The organism is Desulfallas thermosapovorans DSM 6562 (assembly GCF_008124625.1).
GTDB lineage: Bacteria > Bacillota > Desulfotomaculia > Desulfotomaculales > Desulfallaceae > Sporotomaculum > Sporotomaculum thermosapovorans.
In genome coordinates, this window is the sequence record NZ_VNHM01000007.1 from 38,872 (window position 1) to 56,554 (window position 17,683).

The 17,683-nt window shown below is 50.6% G+C and carries 16 protein-coding genes and 2 pseudogenes; 1 reads left to right on the top strand and 17 read right to left on the bottom strand.

The genetic code is table 11. From position 1 onward, the window contains the following. Positions 1–122: 122 nt before the first annotated feature. The 17 genes and pseudogenes from LX24_RS15115 to LX24_RS15295 form a co-directional block, all read right to left on the bottom strand. Positions 123–2,093 carry a flagellin N-terminal helical domain-containing protein gene (locus LX24_RS15115; RefSeq protein WP_279233190.1) on the bottom strand — a complete coding sequence of 657 codons (1,971 nt, stop codon included), beginning with the start codon at positions 2,091–2,093 and terminating at the stop codon, positions 123–125. A 146-nt stretch (positions 2,094–2,239) separates the two neighbouring features. Next, positions 2,240–2,356 (bottom strand): annotated as a pseudogene (locus tag LX24_RS07370) (flagellin); the annotation flags it as partial. 341 nt (positions 2,357–2,697) lie between these two features. Then, entirely contained in the window at positions 2,698–4,068 is a 1,371-nt protein-coding gene (locus LX24_RS07375; RefSeq protein ID WP_166511504.1) for a flagellin N-terminal helical domain-containing protein, read from the bottom strand. A gap of 125 nt (positions 4,069–4,193) precedes the next feature. After that, positions 4,194–4,436, bottom strand: coding sequence for a carbon storage regulator CsrA (csrA, locus tag LX24_RS07380; RefSeq protein ID WP_166511505.1), 243 nt, complete (start codon positions 4,434–4,436; stop codon positions 4,194–4,196). Between the two features lies 1 nt (position 4,437). Then, the gene (gene fliW, locus LX24_RS07385) at positions 4,438–4,968 is read right to left on the bottom strand and encodes a flagellar assembly protein FliW (RefSeq protein ID WP_166511506.1); all 531 of its coding nucleotides are present in this window, start codon (positions 4,966–4,968) and stop codon (positions 4,438–4,440) included. Positions 4,969–5,051: 83 nt separating this feature from the next. Next, entirely contained in the window at positions 5,052–5,351 is a 300-nt protein-coding gene (locus LX24_RS07390) for a hypothetical protein (protein ID WP_166511507.1), read from the bottom strand. Between the two features lie 46 nt (positions 5,352–5,397). After that, positions 5,398–6,357 (bottom strand): flagellar hook-associated protein FlgL, encoded by a 960-nt coding sequence (flgL, locus tag LX24_RS07395; protein ID WP_166511508.1) that lies wholly within the window; start codon positions 6,355–6,357, stop codon positions 5,398–5,400. 21 nt (positions 6,358–6,378) lie between these two features. Next, positions 6,379–7,857, bottom strand: a complete 1,479-nt coding sequence (gene flgK / locus LX24_RS07400; protein ID WP_166511509.1) for a flagellar hook-associated protein FlgK — start codon at positions 7,855–7,857, stop codon at positions 6,379–6,381. A gap of 40 nt (positions 7,858–7,897) precedes the next feature. Beyond that, complete coding sequence (locus LX24_RS07405) at positions 7,898–8,395, bottom strand: flagellar protein FlgN (protein ID WP_166511510.1); 498 nt, start codon at positions 8,393–8,395, stop codon at positions 7,898–7,900. Positions 8,396–8,406: 11 nt separating this feature from the next. Further along, positions 8,407–8,697 (bottom strand): flagellar biosynthesis anti-sigma factor FlgM, encoded by a 291-nt coding sequence (gene flgM, locus LX24_RS07410; protein WP_166511511.1) that lies wholly within the window; start codon positions 8,695–8,697, stop codon positions 8,407–8,409. Between the two features lie 171 nt (positions 8,698–8,868). Further along, positions 8,869–10,185, bottom strand: a complete 1,317-nt coding sequence (locus LX24_RS07415) for a protein-glutamate methylesterase/protein-glutamine glutaminase (protein WP_166511512.1) — start codon at positions 10,183–10,185, stop codon at positions 8,869–8,871. Beyond that, positions 10,169–12,394 (bottom strand): chemotaxis protein CheA, encoded by a 2,226-nt coding sequence (locus LX24_RS07420; RefSeq protein WP_166511513.1) that lies wholly within the window; start codon positions 12,392–12,394, stop codon positions 10,169–10,171. Before LX24_RS07420 ends, LX24_RS07415 begins: the two co-directional genes overlap by 17 nt. Positions 12,395–12,421: 27 nt before the next feature. Further along, entirely contained in the window at positions 12,422–12,901 is a 480-nt protein-coding gene (locus LX24_RS07425) for a chemotaxis protein CheW (RefSeq protein ID WP_166511514.1), read from the bottom strand. Positions 12,902–12,954: 53 nt separating this feature from the next. Further along, complete coding sequence (locus LX24_RS07430; RefSeq protein ID WP_166511515.1) at positions 12,955–13,746, bottom strand: flagellar motor protein; 792 nt, start codon at positions 13,744–13,746, stop codon at positions 12,955–12,957. Between the two features lie 50 nt (positions 13,747–13,796). Continuing rightward, positions 13,797–14,606 (bottom strand): OmpA/MotB family protein, encoded by an 810-nt coding sequence (locus LX24_RS07435; protein ID WP_166511516.1) that lies wholly within the window; start codon positions 14,604–14,606, stop codon positions 13,797–13,799. Between the two features lie 570 nt (positions 14,607–15,176). Beyond that, a pseudogene (locus tag LX24_RS07440) lies at positions 15,177–16,178 on the bottom strand (DUF342 domain-containing protein); the annotation flags it as partial. A 203-nt stretch (positions 16,179–16,381) separates the two neighbouring features. Beyond that, entirely contained in the window at positions 16,382–16,531 is a 150-nt protein-coding gene (locus LX24_RS15295) for a DUF1540 domain-containing protein (protein ID WP_166511518.1), read from the bottom strand. 256 nt (positions 16,532–16,787) lie between these two features. On the opposite strand from LX24_RS15295, the gene LX24_RS07450 reads away from it, so the two are divergent. Next, positions 16,788–17,546 (top strand): 2-phosphosulfolactate phosphatase, encoded by a 759-nt coding sequence (locus LX24_RS07450; protein ID WP_166511519.1) that lies wholly within the window; start codon positions 16,788–16,790, stop codon positions 17,544–17,546. Positions 17,547–17,683: the final 137 nt, after the last annotated feature.

The following is a 17,683-nucleotide window of genomic DNA, read 5'->3' on the forward strand; positions in this document are numbered from 1 at the left end:
CCCAAACTAAAAGCCTGTTCTTATATACCGGACATATAAAACCTTTTTATTTCAGCTTTCTTTTTATTTCAGCTTTGTAAAAAGAGGCCTTAGGGCCCCTTTGTTGTTGTCTTTGACAGCAATTACCGCAGGAGCTGCAGCACGCCCTGGGGCATCTGGTTAGCCTGGGCCAGCATGGCCTGGGCGCTCTGGGAGAGGATGTTCATCTTGGTGAATTCCATCATTTCCCTGGCCATGTCCACATCGCGGATGCGGGACTCGGCGGCGGTCAGGTTCTCGGTCGATGTGCCCAGGTTGTTGATAATGTGTTCTAAACGGTTTTGGTAAGCTCCTAATCTTGAGCATTCAGATGTAATCTTACGTATTGCATTATCTATCTTAACAATGGCCTCATTTGCCGTTTCGGAAGATTCCACTGTAACATCGTCAATTCCCAAATTAGCTGTGGAGGCATCAGATATAGTGATTAAAAATGACTGACCTGCATTGCTACCCACCTGGATATTGACTACTTTGCCGGGATCCTGGACCATTTCCTCAATAGTGCCGTAGATATTTTCAATTACTGCATTAGTGCCGTTGATTTTTGGTATAAATAACGAGTTAATGGCGTTCCCGGCGATTATTTCAATATCACCAGCCGCAGCGTGAGTTAAAACCAGTTTATCATTCTCGTACGAAGCTGTTATTCCTGCACCGGCTGTAAGTAATTTATCGTTGATCTCCGCAAGTAAACCGGCTTGATTATAATCTCCTGGAGTCAAGTTTATGGACTTTAACATACCATCTACTGTAAGAATCAAGGAATCATTCTGCCCGGCTGTGACTATTAAACCAGCCGAAAGATCTACACTACCTGTGATTTTTGTTTCGGTATAAGTGCCTTCACCTTCTATCATATTTGAGGAATCTATACCATCTACACCAAAATTCCTGTCAGGGTTCATCCTGGCAAATAAAGTTTCCTTTGCGTTACCTCCAAAATTACCTATGGCTTGGGGCCCTATTATGCCTTTTTTAATAAACTCGATAACTCTTCTGGGGTCATCAGGATCCCCGTGTACTCCCCATATCCTTGTATATACCGGCGCACCCGCTTTATTAGCAGCGTCATCAAGGGCAGCGGCTAAGGGAGATTTTGATGCGTCACCCGTTGTGATCGTTGAATATGTTCCGGGTGCCAGTTTCAAACTGTAATCTACGCCATCAGCGGTGAATGTTAAAGTATCGTTAACACCCTCTTCAATTGTTACTGAGGGATATACATCCGTCCAACCAAAGGCATATAAATCCGTAATATCTCCCAATACTTTGTTGATAAACAAGGATGTAACAGCGTTTCCGGCAATATCACTTATTGTATGGTTACCAGCTTCATTAACAGTTAAAACCAGTTTACTATTCTGGTAAGAGGCTGTCACCCCTGAATTTATGGAACTAAGCTTGCTGTTAATCTCCGTAAGCAAGTTTGTAAGTGTATATGTGCCAGCATCTAAAGTTATGGACATTCCAACTCCGTCAACTTTAAAGGTTAGTGTATCGTTTACATCTTTTGTGATGGTCAATCCCCCGGAGAGGTCGGCATTTCCCGACACAGAGGCACTTGCGGCAGGTGTTATTTCCTTGGATCCCACAATGATTGATCGGGTAATAGTCGAAAAACCGGAAAGTGAGCCATCCAGCAATGTTATGGAGTTGAAATGGGTATTGTTAGCAATATTGTTTATTTCCTTTTTTATTTCATCAATCTCCAACTGGATTTTTTCAATATCTTGCTTAGACAAGATCCCATTTGCAGCTTGTACGGCCAATTGGCGCAGCCTATGCAGAGGCGGTTCTAATATATTGTTTAAACCGCCCTCTGCGGTTTGAATAAGTGAGATTCCATCCTGGACATTCCTTTGTGCCCGATCCAGTCCCCTAATTTGGGCTCTCATCTTTTGGGAAATAGCTAAGCCGGCGGCATCGTCAGCGGCCTTATTAATACGCAATCCGCTGGACAGTTTTTCTATTGTTTTCACTACCTTTGTGGTAGCAAGGTTTTTATTTCTGTATGTATTAATGGCCGGAATATTATGCATTAAAGCTAACATGATAATCGTCCTTAACACTATGATATTGATTTACGACATAATATAATTTCCTAATTGTGTCACTGTCCTAATTTGTAGAATTAGATATAGGTAAAAGAGGCCCCAGGACGTGCCTGAGACCCCTTTGTTGTTGTGTTTGACAGCAATTACCGCAGGAGCTGGAGTACGCCCTGGGGCTGCTGGTTGGCCTGGGCCAGCATGGCCTGGGCAGCCTGGGAGAGGATGTTCATCTTGGTGAATTCCATCATTTCTTTGGCCATCGTCGCCACAACAGGTTTCCCTGTTGACCAGACTATATCTTCACCCGCAGCGCTCTTACGAGCCTGTGCGGGGCCGGGCACTTCGAGCGCTTTTTTGCGCGCCCTACGGGCTTCATCACCGTACCGCTTGGGGCGGCCGCAGGTGGTATGCCCTAGTCGTTGAACCTTCCCCAGCCTTTCGGCACAGGGGCTTGGCTGCTGATTGCCCAATCCCTTCATTTTTTCGACCTTCACGTCTGCCGTTTCCGGCTGCGTTGTGGTATGAAGGGCTCTCAGGGTTTTCCAGCAATTCACCCAGTGGTACTCCTGACCGTTACCAGCCAGGACGACTGTGCCCTGGCAGCTTAAGCTGCTTTGGCATAATCAACGTCGCGGATGCGGGATTCGGAAGCTGAAAGGTTTTCAGAAGCAGTACCAAGGTTATTAATGGTGTGCTCCAATCGGTTTTGATATGCACCAAGTTTGGAGCGTTCGGCAGAAACCCTCTCAATAGCATTATTTATAGTTGTAATAGCTGTGTTGGCCGCAGCCTGGCTGCTTACATCAACTCCCGCAACAGCAACAGCTTGGCTGGCAAAACTGCCATCATTATTAAAGGTAGCAGCTGATGATGCTTGTTGGGTTACTGCCTGAGTGGCGGTACCTGAAGTCAAATCGCCTAAACTAGTTGAAGATATTAGCATTGTACGACCGGTTGCTGCATCACCAATAGTAACACTAGTCATATCAGCATATACAGTTACTGCAGAACCAATGTTTGTATCACCGCTATCTTTAAGTTGGATTGAATCATTTCGAGCATTTAATTGGTAGGTTGCGCTTTGCCCCACAGCGTTGCTGGCATCATCAGTAAATGTAATTGTTGTTCCTTTGTAAGTTACTGTACTGCTACCTGAACCACCTGTAACAGTTATTCCAGCCCAACTCGTTCCTCCATCAGTAGAATACTCAACTGCAGTTACTTGGTTGCTGGAAACCCCTGTAACTTTAAATATGACTGTTTCATTACGATCACCAGTATAAGTTCCAGAAATATCAGCACCTCCAGTTACTGTATCAGAAATCTCTGAGGTGCTAGCAGCATTGTGGGTTACAGCTATAGTATACGTTTGAGCACTAAGTCCCCTACCAAGACCTTCATTACTAAATGCACTTGCTGTTAAACCGGTAGCACCAGCAACAAAAGCTCCAAGCTGGTTCTGTGCGGAAGCTACCCCCAACGTATAAGCATCCATGGCATTAACAGAGAGCGTTATCTCTTGGCCCTGATTTGCTCCTATATGGTACGTAGCATTTAAGCCCCCACCAAGCAGGTTTTTAGTGTTAAACTCTGTTGTATTAGAGATTCTGGTTATTTCTTTTGCAAGCTGGTCAACTTCTTTCTGGATCTCATTTCTATCAGTTTGAGTAGCGGTATCGTTAGCTGCTTGAACAGCTAGTTCACGCATACGTTGCAGTATGCTGTGAGTTTCATTTAATGCACCTTCAGCAGTCTGTATCATAGAAATAGCATCCTGCGCGTTTCTAGCTGCCTGATCCAAGCCCCGGATCTGACCGCGCATCTTCTCGCTGATGGCCAGGCCAGCGGCGTCGTCCCCGGCCCGGTTGATGCGCAGGCCCGAGGACAGCTTCTCCAGCGACTTTGCGCCGATGGCGTTGTTGTTGCTCAACTGACGATACGTGTTCAGCGCAGCAATGTTGTGGTTAATAATCATTATTTACATTCCTCCCTGAATGTTTTTACTGCATCCATGCAAAATTTTTAATATCCTCGGGTGGCCACCACTGGGATATTTGGAAACCTTCCTATCCCTAATATTCGTCAATTAAACCATAAACTTTAGCCCTTTTTCCCCTGCCCGGCAAAAAAATCTTTCAGCAACTCCACCACGTTACCGTCACTGGCCACGGCGGTGGTATTTTCCTCCCGCACCGCTTGGTACAGCTCGCTGCGCAGGATGGTTACACACCTGGGAGCCTCGATTCCTATCTTGACGATATCGTCTTTGATCTCCAGAACTGCAATTTTGATATCATCCCCCAGCATAATCCCCTGGTTCTTTTTGCGGGAGAGCACCAGCATATCAGACTCCCCCTTTGCCGGACACCTTTTTAGCAGCGGGGGGTATGTTTTTTTCGGCTACCCCGGCTGTTTTACCGGAACTGCCTTTAGCCTCCGGGGTGGGCACTTCCCGGAAGAGCCGGTGTTTGGTGGTGTATGGAGAGCCGCTTAAAATAACCTGCCTGCCTTTATGCAGCCGGGTGTTGATGACAATGGGGGCCAGCAGGTTGGCGGTGGTGGCGGCGGGGTTGCCGGGGGGCACGGTGACGGTGGCCAACACCAGTGCCTCGGCGGGTTCTTTGATGCCCAGCTCTTTGGCGATATGATCGGGCACGTCACAGGAATAGCCTTTAAAGTAAACAAAGGGGTCAATTACCAAAAGGGCCACGGCGGGCTCGTCCACGGCTTGCAGCCACCGGATGTTTTCATTGCCTTCCACGGGAAGTATAAAAAAACGCCGCAGCTGTTCAAAGCCGGGAATACCTTTGGGGAAGGCAATAATTTTGCCCTCGTCTATTTCCACCGTACCGAAACGGGTGGTTTGCACTTTCATAGCTGTATCTCCTCTGTAAAAGGTAAAATTTTAGGTGACCCTTTGGGTCACCCTGGTTGGTATGTTTTATTTTGTTAGCATGTTCAGATATATACATCTACAAACATGCCAAGGGATTGATATGCAGGCGGCGCGCCGCCAGGCGTCGACGGTTCGGGTTCCACAGTTGGACGCATGTGTTCACTGAAATTATCCGCCGCCGCTCCTTTGGCGGGTTCGTTTAAAGGCGGGTGCAACTCTTGCCCCGCTTTTTTCCGGCCCTGCAGCGGGTCAAAGGGAATATGGTTATCCTGACCGGGTTTGTTCCGGGAAGGGTCCACCTGGCGTATTTTTATCGCGTCTTCCATCAGTTGGGATTGTAACCCTCCGGCACCGATTTTCATCGATTACACCTCCCCGCAGGAAAATTGTTCTTGTACTTATAATAATTTATCTTAAAAAATGAAGCAAGGATATTTGCAAAATCTGGGACGCCGACGCCAGGGAAGACTGGTAAACCAGTCTTTGCTGGGCCAAATCCACGGATACCCTGGCCATATCGGCATCCTCCAGGTTACTGATCACCTGGGTAAGCCTGAGCTCCTGGTCCTGCAATTGATCCCGCACAGACTCAAAGTGGTTGGTACGGGCACCCACCTGCACCCGGTAGCGCAGAATGTGGTCGTGCTGGGCTTCCAGCTCGCCTATGGATTGTTGGAGGCCTTCTTCATCGTCGTCCATTAACCGGTCCCTTAAATCAATTAGTGTTTTAAACACACCACCGGTTACTGTTCCTTTAGGTGGGTCTGAATCGTCATACTCCACTTGGCCAAATAACCCCGAAGCGGAATCAGTTACTGAAACTGAAGGAATGTTGATGGGGTAATCAGTCTGATCCAATATTTCCCTGGAAACATTTTCAAGATTGCCATGGTAAGTGATGGTTATTTTGTTGTCAGCATTTCTCTCAAACTTAAAGGGCGGGTCACTGTTCCTTGTACCCGCAAATATATACACCCCGCCCACAACGGTGTTGGCGATGTCTTTCATTTCATCTATTAATTTATCAATTTGCTCAGCTACGGCCTTCCTGTCGTCATCGTCTAATGTATCGTTGGCGGCCTGGAGGGCATAATCCTTGGCTTTTTTAATAATGTTGCCCGCCGTGTCCAGGGCGGTGTCAGCACCGTACAGGTAACTGAGGCCGTCCTGGATATTGCGCATATATTGCTTGTTCATTTCCACGTTGGACCGTACATTAAGCAACTGGCTGGTGGCGGTGGGGTCATCGCTGAGCCGGATTATTTTTTTGGTGGTGGATATCATTTCCTGGTACCGGGCCATCCTCTGCATGCCGTCCTGGATATAGTTCTGGGTATGCCGGGTGATCATCCCGCTGGTTATGCGCATTTTATCATCCCCCCTGCCGTATTATGCCGTCCGGTTGATCAGGTGATCCAGCAGCTCATCCAGTGTGGTGAGCACCCGGGCTGAAGCCTGGTAGCCGTACTGGTATTGAATCATCATGGTCAGTTCTTCGTCCAGATTGACCCCCTGGGCGGAATCCCGCACCGACTGGATTTGCTGGTTGACGGCGTACTGGTTTTCCGTCATGTCGGTGGCCGTACTGGAATTGGTGCCTATGTCCGAAAGTATAGCATTAAAATACTCGGACAGGGTGGCACCGCGCAGGTCGACACCGGCAATGCTTCCATCCATACCTATGTTGTAAAGCCGGGCTACATCCAGGGCTTTTTCACCGTCAATAAGGGTGGGATCGGCCATGATTTTTGGGTTGACTCTGAATTCATTTGCCCCTCCCAGACTACCCGCAAAAAAATTATTAACAGCCGAGCCCTCTATAAACGGTTCCTGCTCTTTAATAATTAGCTTCAGGGCTTTTGATAATACTTCCAAATTTTCCTGGTACTCCTGCACTTTGCCCCTGGCCATTTCCAAAGCTAAAATACTGCTTCTGGGCGGCGCATTATCCGCGTAATCCTCCAGGGCAAATGTGGCAGAGCCTGTAATGGATTTCACCGTTAGCTCAATAACATCATTTTCAGCTTTAGTATCGCCTTTATCATTGTACTGCAACGTTACCACAGGATAATCAGCATCTTTTTTCCGGAAGTCAACCTCGTGACCAAAAATCTTTAATTCTATATCCCCGGTATCGTTTTTATTAATCACTTCCAGGGGCACGTATTCCGCCAGCTTGTCCAGCAGCAAGTCCCGCTTGTCCAGCAAATCGTTGGGCTGGTTACCGTAGGCGTAAACTCTCTTAATACCTTCGGTCAGGTCGCGCACCTGTTTCAACATGTAATTTACCGTATCCACCTGATCCTGAAGCTGGCCACCGTCGATTATCTTGTTGCCGCTGCCGTCGTCTTTTAGCCTGACGATGTTTTGGTTGAGATTTTCCAGTTGCGCGTATGATTCCCGCATCAAGTTGGCCAGTTCATCCCCCAGCTCGGCAACGGCAGCTTTGCACCCCGGATCCTCGGGGGTGTTGTTCAAATCGTGCCAGGCCCGGAAGAACTTTGTTATGGCGTCCCCGATACCCTGGGTAAGGGGTTCGGGAAAAACTGATTCAATACGGGCAAACACCTGCTCCTGGGTGGCCCAGTAACTATGGGCGGAGGTGCTGGTACGTACCTGGGCGTCCAGGTAATCATTTCGAATCCGCCTGATTAAGCTAATTTCCACTCCGGTGCCCAGCTGGCCCACGGTCAATTCATTTAAGGGCACGGGCATTGTGTAGGGGTCGGAAGCCGTGTGCACGGCCTGCTGGCGGGAGTAACCGGGCGTGTTGGCGTTAGCTATGTTGTGCCCGGTGGTTTCCAGGGAAATCTGGTGGGCCTGGAGCGCCCGCCGGGTAATTTCGATGCCGGAAAATGTTCCGGGCATAGGGCAAAACCTCACTTTATCGTTTATGTAGGGTATTTTACTACACAGATTTATTTAATGTGTTAAGCGACCGGCCGGAATCCTGCACCTGGCCGCTGTTGCTATAGGTGGCTCCGCCGGTACGCCGGAATATGTTCAAAATGGTGGCGTTCACCCGCAGGGCATTGTGGGTGAGCAGTTTATTGGTACCGGCAAGCTGCCGCAATTCTTCCAGGCGCAGACGCATATCCCGGCGCAAGGCGGAAAGCCGGGCCGGCAATTCCCCCGGCGCGCTGGGGGCCATATCCTTCAGCGGCGCGCCGGGGGGAAGGGCCAGGGCGCCGGCCAGCCGGGCCTGCAGTGCCTCCCGTTCTTCTTCCAATTGCCGCATGGGGCCGTTTAACTGTTCCAGTTCGTCAACAGCCCGGGTCAATATTGTTATGTCATTGCGGCGCAGCGCGTCATTCTGCCGGCGGGCAGCCGCCAGCATTTGCCCGGCCAGCTCGTGCTGGCGACTCAGCACTTTTTCCAATTGTGAAAAAAGGTTCTCCCTTGCCATGGGTTTTCTCCTTATACTTTGGTATCCAGGCGAGCTTCCCGCAGGATACCTTCGGCTATTTTTTCCGCTGAAGGCGCATAGGTGCCGTTTTGGATGCGTTCCTTGATTTCCTTCACCCGGTGGTGGCGCACGTCGGGCAGTTGTTTTAAAGCGGCCCGGTAAGTTTGCAGCTCCCGGCCCGCCGGGGAAATCTCGGCCCGGTCCTGTTTGGCACATGTTTTACCGGCGCGGGTGTTTTTATTATTTTCGCTTTGCGATTTGTAGAGGTTTATTACACCGGGATTACCGGGGGTTACGCGCATTGCTTTCACCCGCCTTCTGGGGTAGTTAATGATTCTTATTTATATTATTCGGCATTAGAAAAATAAACTTTAGAGGACGCCATGGGTTTTTGCCAAGGTTTGAAACCGGGCTTCGGTGCCGGGTGTTGAAAAATGGTACATCTTTCAATACCCGGCAACGGTGATAGCTGGTTAGACCAAACGGGTTATTTCCGCGGCAATGTTTTGCAGGGGCAGTATTTTTTCGGCGGCGCCCAGGTCGGCGGCGGCTTTGGGCATGCCGTAGACCACGCTGGTGCTTTCGTCCTGGGCGATGGTATACCCGCCCTGTTGTTTAATGGCCAGCATGCCCCGGGCACCGTCCCGGCCCATGCCGGTGAGCAGCACGCCCAGGGTGCGCCCGCCCGCCACCTGGGCCGCCGAGCTCATCACCCCGTCCACCGAGGGGCGGAACCCGCCGGGGGGCACGGGTTTGTCCCCCTTGTCCAGGTGCACCGTGAGCCGGCCCGCAATTTTGCGGAAAGTAAGGTCGTATCCCGCCGGGGCCACCAGCACCAGGCCGGGGGCCACCCGGTCGCCCTGCTGGGCATGTTTTACCGCCAGCTTGCACTTGCGGTCCAGGTGTTCGGCCATGGGGCCGCTAAAGCCCTTTGGTATGTGCTGGACAACCACAATACCGCAGGGCAGATCACCGGGCAGGGCGGGCAAAAGGGTCTGCAGTGCCGCCGGGCCGCCGGTGGATGAGCCGATGACCACCAGTTCGGTTTGACCCGGCAATTTCGCTTTGGATAAGGGCGTAACGGGAGCGGCGGGCACCCGTGCTGGAACCGGTAGGGGTGATTTAACCGGAAGGGTGCTGGCAGCTGCTCCGGCACGCCCGGGGGCACCCTGCGAACGGGTGGCAACGGGTTTGCCGGCCGGAGACACAGCCACTGTCCCGGCGGCAGGCCCGGCAGTACCGGTGGACGGGGCAGCCCCGGGTTTGACCGCCGGTTCCGCGGCGCCGGCAGCAGGGGTAGCGGCTGGTTTGCCGGGCGCCCCCGGGGTTATGGGTAAAGGAGCGGGTGCGGCGGGCCGCGGCCCGGCGGGCACCGCCGGGCATTTTTTCGGGGATACCCGGCTGGCCACCCTGATTTTGCGGGCCAGTTCCGCCACCATCTGTTCCGTACCGCCGGCTTTTTGCGGTTTGGGTACAAAGTCCACCGCCCCTGCAGCCAGCGCCTCCATGGTCACCCGGGCACCTTTGGTGGTGAGACCGCTGAGCATAACCACCGGCACGGGACATTCCTTCATCAACCGGGATACCGTTTGCACCCCGTTTAAACCGGGCATTTCCACGTCCATGGTCACCACATCGGGACGCAACGCCCGGACCTTTTTAATGGCCTCCTCACCGCCGGCAGCCGTGTCAATGACCTTGATGCCGGCCCGGGTCTCCAATAAACGGCTGATGATCCGGCGCATCAGCGCCGAATCATCCACCACCAGTACATTAATTGATCGCGGCATAGGCAAAGGCCTCCTCGGAGCTTGCGCTGCGCACCAGACTCCGCACGTCAACAATCAGGGAAACCTTTCCGTCGCCCAAAATAGCTGCACCGGAAAGTCCCTCCACCTGGCCCAGGTAGGAGCCCAGGGATTTGATGACTATTTCCTGCTCGCCGATTAACCTGTCCACCACAACGCCCAGCTTGCGGTCGCCGGAACCCACAATCACCACATAGATCTTTTCGCCGTCCTCATGCCCGGCACCGTTCCAGAGAATATCTTCCAGGCGTTTCAGCGGGTAAACCTGCCCGCGCACCACGATTACCTCGGCATTGCGAATGTTTTTTATGTCCGTCCGTTTCATTTTAAGTGTTTCCACCACGTAGGTCAGCGGGAAGGCGTAAGTCATATCTCCGTGTTCCACCATAAGCGCCCTGATAATGGCCAGGGTAAGGGGCAGTTTGATGGTAAAAACAGTACCCTGGCCTGGAGCTGTCTTATATTCCACGGTGCCGTTGATGTTTTCTATTTGGGTGCGCACAATATCCATGCCTACGCCCCGGCCCGAAATATCACTGATTTTTTCATCCTCCACGGTGGAAAAGCCGGGCAGGAAGATCAGGTCCAGGGCTTCCCGCTCGCTCATGCGCGCGGCCTGTTCCTTACTGACCAGCCCTTTGCGCAGCGCTTTGTCCTTTAATTTTTGGGCATCGATACCCCGGCCGTCGTCCTCAACAGTGATCACGATATGTCCTTCCGAGTAGGATGCCTTGAGCAGCAATTTGCCCCGAGACGGTTTGCCCACTCGCTGCCGTTCCTCCGGGGGTTCGATGCCGTGGTCGATGGAATTCCTGAGCAGGTGTATCAGCGGGTCGCCGATCACCTCGATGACATTGCGGTCCAGCTCTGTTTCCTTGCCTTCAATAATAAACTCTATATCCCGGCCCAATTTGTGAGCGATATCCCGCACCATGCGGGGAAAGCGGTTGAATACCTGGGCTACGGGAAGCATCCGGGCCTTCATAATTTCGTCCTGCAAATCCGTGGTCACCTGGCCCAGGTGATTGGAAATTTCCAGTATATCGTCCACCATTTCGTCCGAGCCATGATTGTTTTCAAATATTTCCACAAACCGTTCCAGGCGAGTGCGATCAATAACCAGCTCACCCACCAGGTTCATCAAAGTATCCAGTTTTTCCACGTCCACTCGCACGGTTTTTATGGTTTTCTTCTCGAGCTTGCCGGTTTGGGAGTTTTTCTCGTTATGATCAGCCTTAAGGGGAGCGTTTCCCGCGACGGTTTCAGCGGCGGTGACCGGCGTTTGTTTTTGCATTGCCGGTTGCCCCGGTTCCGGCGCGCCGCCGGGGTAACCCTCCTGGTCAGGTTTGTCATCCAACTCAATCATTTTAATATCAACGTCCCTGATTTCCGCCACCGAAAGGGCCAGGTTTTTCACCTGGTCCATATCGGACTGGGTGACGATAATCAGGTCGATATTGTCCTCAAAATGCCCGGTTTGCAGTTCCTCGGCGGGCGGGTTGGTTTTAATTATTTCGCCCGCCTGCTCCAGGGTTTCAAACAGCAAAAAAGCACGCACTTCCTTCATCTGGCAGTCGGGTTCAATGCTGATATGCAGGCCATAGGCACGATACCCGCGCATATCGGCTTCCCGGATAACATCTCCCGTAGCATCATCTATTTCCATATCAAACTGCGTTGCCGGGGGCCTACCCGCCGGCGCAGGCGCTGCATTGGCCCCATTACCGCCGGAACTATCGTTATCCAAATTGTCCTGCGATGTTGTATCAAAAACTGCACTGGCGTCGCCCCTGGCGGAAACTCCGTTACTGTTACCACCGCTGATTTGTTTGATTTTGTTTAATACCGCGTCGATATCGGTATTTTTTACACCGTCCCCCACGATTTCTTCTTTTAACGCCGTCAGCGTGTCCATGGCCTCAAAGAGCACATCCACCAGTTCCTCGTTGACAGACAACCGGTTACTGCGGATTTTATCAAACAAACTTTCTATCTCGTGGGTTAAATTAGTCATTTTATCGTAACCCATAATGGCCGATGAACCTTTAATGGTGTGGGCGGCCCGGAAAATCTCCTGGATTACTTCGGGTGTGACCTGTTGCTGTTCCAGTAGAAGAATGTTATCATTGATAATTTGTAATTTTTCTTCTAATTCCTCCTGGAAAATAGCAATTTCTGCATCGCTGAACAAAATATCACCTCCCGTAACGTAAAGTGTCTAAGCCAATTTTTCCATTTCCTTAAGTTCCAACAGATCCCTTTCCGGTAACAATTTATTCAAGTCCACCAGTATAACCAGGTTGTCACCCTCTAAAATAATGCCCTGAATGTATTGCTGGCTGTATGCAATGGCAGCCGGGGCCGGCTTGATCATATCGGGGCTGACCTTTTGCACTTCATATACAGCGTCTACAATCAAACCAAATTTATTGTGGGCGGTCTCCACCACTATCATCCTGCTATTGCCGGTTTTTTCTCCAATCCCGGTACCGAATAGCACATGCAGGTTAAGGGCGGGTACCACCTGCCCCCGGATGTTGATTACACCCTCAACATATTCCGGCGCCTGGGGGATGGGGGTGATTTTTTCCAGCCGTATAATTTCAAAAACAGAAGCTATATCAATGCCGAAGGATTGGCCGGCTATGGAAAACACCACTATTTGCAAATCAGTTGCAAAACTGGTTTCAGCGTTCATTTTCACGCCTCCCTATGTTTTAACAGTTGTTTTACCATGCTTATATATGTGTTTTATTCCTCCTCCGCAGCCTCATCCTCATCACCCTTTTTATTACGGGCTGACGGTTTCAGGTAAGCCACCAGCCTTTCCCTGATCAGTATGGGGTTGTAGCCGGCCTGCAAGGAAATAATACCTTCCATCATCAGTTCTTTTAATAAAATTTCCTTTTTGCTAATATTTGACAGTTTTGCCGCCAGGGGCAGCCACAACACGTTGGCACTGCCCACGCCGTACAGGGTGGCCATAAAGGCAACGGCAATGGCCGGACCCAGGCTGTCCGGGTCGCTCATGTTGCCCAGCACGTGTACCAACCCCATCACCGTACCGATGATGCCCATGGTGGGCGCGTAACCGCCAGCCACTTCAAAAATGCTGCTGCCGACACCGTGGCGCTCTTCTATGGCATATATTTCAACTTCAAGAATTTTTTTTACCAGTTCCGGGTCGGTACCGTCGATAACCAGCTGCAATCCTTTTCTCAAGTAAGGGTCGTTTATTTCCGGCAGCCGGTTTTCCAGGTAAAGCAAACCTTCCCTCCTGGCTTCTTCAGCCATGGCCACAATTTCCTCAATGGTTCTGGTGGGGTCATATGGTTTGTTGAACATGGCCAGTTTAATCAACTGGGGCAGGGCTTTGAAGTCCCCCGGAGAAAAGCTGAACATGGTGGCCCCGATGGTACCGCCGAACACAATCAGCGCCGCGCTGGGTTGCACCAGGGCTCCGATATGCCCCCCTTCCAGGGTAAATCCCACCAGCAGTGCCCCCAATCCTAAAATAAAGCCTAATATAGTTGCGAGATCCATACTTTACCTTCCTTTGCCAGGTTATCAGTTAAAAAAACAACTAAATATGCTTATTCGGTACTGTGCTGCTCCTCAGGTAGTGTGTTCACCATGCCCGGCTCGGCGCCGGCAAATTCACTGCTTAGAATGACAAGGTCGACCCGGCGGTTCAACTGGCGGTTTTCCGGGTTGCTGTTGGGCATCCGGGGACGGTATTCACCATAGGCCGAAGCTGACAGTTTTCGCGGCTCGAAACCGTGAACACGGATGAATTCCTGCACCACATTGGTGGCCCTTGCCGCTGAAAGTTCCCAGTTTGAGGGAAACTGGGCGGTATTGATGGGTAAATCATCGGTATGCCCCTCCACGCGAATATAATTGGGGGTGGCCGCCAGTATTGGCGCCACTTTGCTTAATATTTCCCGGGCTTGTCCGGTCAGTTGGGAAGAACCCAGGTCAAACAACACCTCATTTTGAAAACTTAGCACTACGCCCCTTTCCTCACTGGTTACCGAAACCCTGGCTTCCAGCCCGTTTTGTTTGATATATTCTTCCAGTTGACTTTTTATATCAATCAACTGAAGGTTTTCCAATTGTGTTTCTGTACCCTGTTCATCCATTTCCCTGATTATGTCCGCCATTTGCTCCGGCGGGGCGCCCGGAATTATTTCCGGCCCCGGGCTGTCCAAAACCATTCCACCGGCTCCAAAAACCGCGGCCAGAGATTCGGCCAGGGTTTCGAATTTAGCGGCGTCAAGTTTACTGAGCGTGTACATGACAATAAAAAAAATAAGCAGCAAAGTAATCATGTCGGCATAGGTGATTAGCCAGCGTTCAAGGCCGGCCCCGTGCCCTTTTTTGGGCCTGCGTCTTCTTACCAACTACTTCAGCTCCCAAAACAAATATGATGATAAAAAACTCTCGCCATCAATTTCCTGCATTATCCACTATATTACGCGCTTCTTTCCAGGTTAATGCAGTACAATGTCACCTTCACTATTAATTCTGGCCAGCAGCATATTGACATCCCGGGTAACTTTATATATGCGGTGGCCAATTTGTAAAACTGTGCCGGTATACGCACGCCGGGCTTTAATCGTACACCCGGTTTCGGTACGGGCCAGCGTGGTTACACCCATGGGACCGCCTATTTCACCTGCATTGATACCGTTTAAGGCATACATTTGCCCACCCCGGAACACCCCTTTGATTGTTATGGCACCCTGGCAGTTCAACTGGGAATTAAAAGCCCCCTGGCCAGTTATTTTAATGTCGCCGGTGGCTTCAATTTGCGAACTGGTAACGCTGTTGGCGATAACATGGGCGGGTTCACCGCTCAGAGAATCCAAATATGCCAGCGCCTTGGCGATGCTTTTTTGCACCCCGTCCAGATTATGCAACGCCAGGGCATTGAAACCGGATACTTTTTTCAAATCCACCAGGACATCCTTCAGTTCCTGGGGAGCATTCTGTTCCCGCTTGCCGATTAATTCACGCAGGTGGCGCACCTGGCCGCCCAAATGGGCAAATTTTTTGTCCAGCAATGTCATGACCACCTGGCCAAATTGGATATTCCTTCTTGTTTGCTGCAATCTTATATACGCCTGTTTGGCTGTTTTGTTCAGGAGGTTGATGGTTTTTGCTATTTCCTGAAGCTCTTTTTTAGCAGCACCCAGCGAAGCGGTTTTACCGCCAACCTGTATGCGGCTGGCTGTAATCACCTTCATAACCTGCAGGTTTTTTTGGACTTTGACTTCAGCCCGGGATATAAATCCCAGCACTTGCAAATTGCCCTGCACATCCACAATCATATTTTCCATAACATTGCCGGTTACAATGACATCGCCGTTAAAGCGCAGGTTTCCTGATTTAATATCCACATCACCTTCGTGCTGGTAGACCGCATCTACACTAACGATAATATTACCGCCTCTTTTTTGTACCCTGGGGCGACCGTTAATTGCACTGGATACCGTCATACCGTCCTTGGAAAGAACGGCACCTTTTCCCGCCTGTAATCTTAGTTCCATCACCTTACGGGGGGTAATGACCTGCCCGGTTACTGTTTGACCGTTTTCCCCCTTTTCTGCGGGGTGATAAACGGCCAGCACGGTTCCCGCGTTTACCGACGGCACATCGAATACCTCCCTGAAGTCCACATTTTGTTCATCCTGTTTATTTGCCCTGGGTGTCTGGGAGGTGAAAAGGTATTGCACGTAGCCGTCCCGGCCTTCCCGGGGTGGTGTTCCGTTGGCGATCAAATATGTGCCTTCAGCCGGGTTGTTGATTAAATGTTCCAGTACCCGCTTGTCTAAACCATGCTTAACTTCCTTTTCCTGCAGCATGTCATAAATTAGTTTTTCATTTACCAATTGAGGCTCTCGAACAGTAAAAAAAGCTTTCATTTTATCATCGGTTATGATGAGAATGACACCGTTGCCAACATCACTCAAAAAATCACCCCGTTTTATTTAATCAAGCAAATGTTGAACAAATACTTATGCTACCACCATATTAGTAAAATTTTCAACAAATAGTGCAAAATCTCCTGCCCCGGCTTTAATATATTAACTCTTATTAAAAATATCGACCAAAATGGCTTCGGGCTTTAACTCTTTAAAGGAACTATTGTAATAATGGTAAATTAGTCTGGTATTCATGGAATCGGGCGATAATGCTCGCACAGCGCCCGGTCGGTCCGGTGGCCCGGGTGATTGCTCCGGAGCTTGAAAGATACCTTGGGCGCGTTGCATCTCATGTTATTATTAAAGCGACAGTCTTCGATAAAACATTTGACCCGGCTCATATAAGTACCTTCCTTTTCTAAGATTTAGACATAGTGATAATCGTTAATATTACCCAAAGAATCTTTCTTATTCTAATGTTTACAGGACCATTTTGACCATAAAATATCCTAACCGCAGCTCAAACCAAATATTATATGTATTACACGGACCGGTCCAGTGCTCTTATAATTTATTTGTTTGTAGTGACGGGCATGCCTGGTAAAAACAACAGGCTTTTTTTAACAAAATTACCTTGTGAAGAAAGGATGGGGCATTTTGCAAATTAAATTGATACCCGTTGCCGCTGTTTGCGATCCCAAGGCTTTGCTGGGAACCACCGCGGTTGTATTCGATGTACTGCGGGCTACCAGTACCATTGTCACCGCGCTGGCTGCAGGTTACCGGCGGGTATACCCGGTGGCCCAAGCAAGTGCCGCAGTGGCACTGGCCCGCCGGCATGGTTTTGTGCTATCGGGTGAGCGGGGTGGAGAAAAAATAGAGGGGTTTCCCCACGGCAACTCCCCGCTGGAGTTTGCCGGCGGCCCCGGAACCGGCAGTTCCGTGCTGGTAATCACCACATCCAACGGCACGGGGGCCATTCGCCGGGCTGCTTCCGCCAGCCCGGTTTTAATCGGCTCTTTGCTTAACGCCCGGGCGGTGGCCCGGGCCGCCCTGGAACAGGGGCAGGATATCAGCTTGGTGTGTGCAGGTACTGGGGGCTTATTTTCACTGGAGGACATCCTGGGAGCCGGGTTCGTTTTACTGGAGATATTGCAGCAGCTAAACCCGGGCGGCGGAGAAGGAAAGTCACCGGAGGGCCCGGCAATGGACGACCTGGCAATAACCGCCTGTGGGCTGGCTCGTTTATATCATAATGACCCGCTGGCGGGGCTATATGCCGGGCAACATGGTCAAAGGTTGTTGAAGCTTGGCCGGGAGGAAGATTTGCGCTGGTGCGCCGGGTTAAACCGTTTTGATATTGCACCGGTTTTTACAGGGGAATATATTACTTTGGTGCCGGACAATAATGGTTAATACCGGTCATGGCCCGGCCAGGTGAACTCGTTCAGCTAAACCTGAACACCGGGGCTTCAGATGGGGATTCTACCCCACCTGAAGTAATAATAGGAACTCCCACCTAATAGAAGTGGAAGTCATGGAATTTGAGAAAT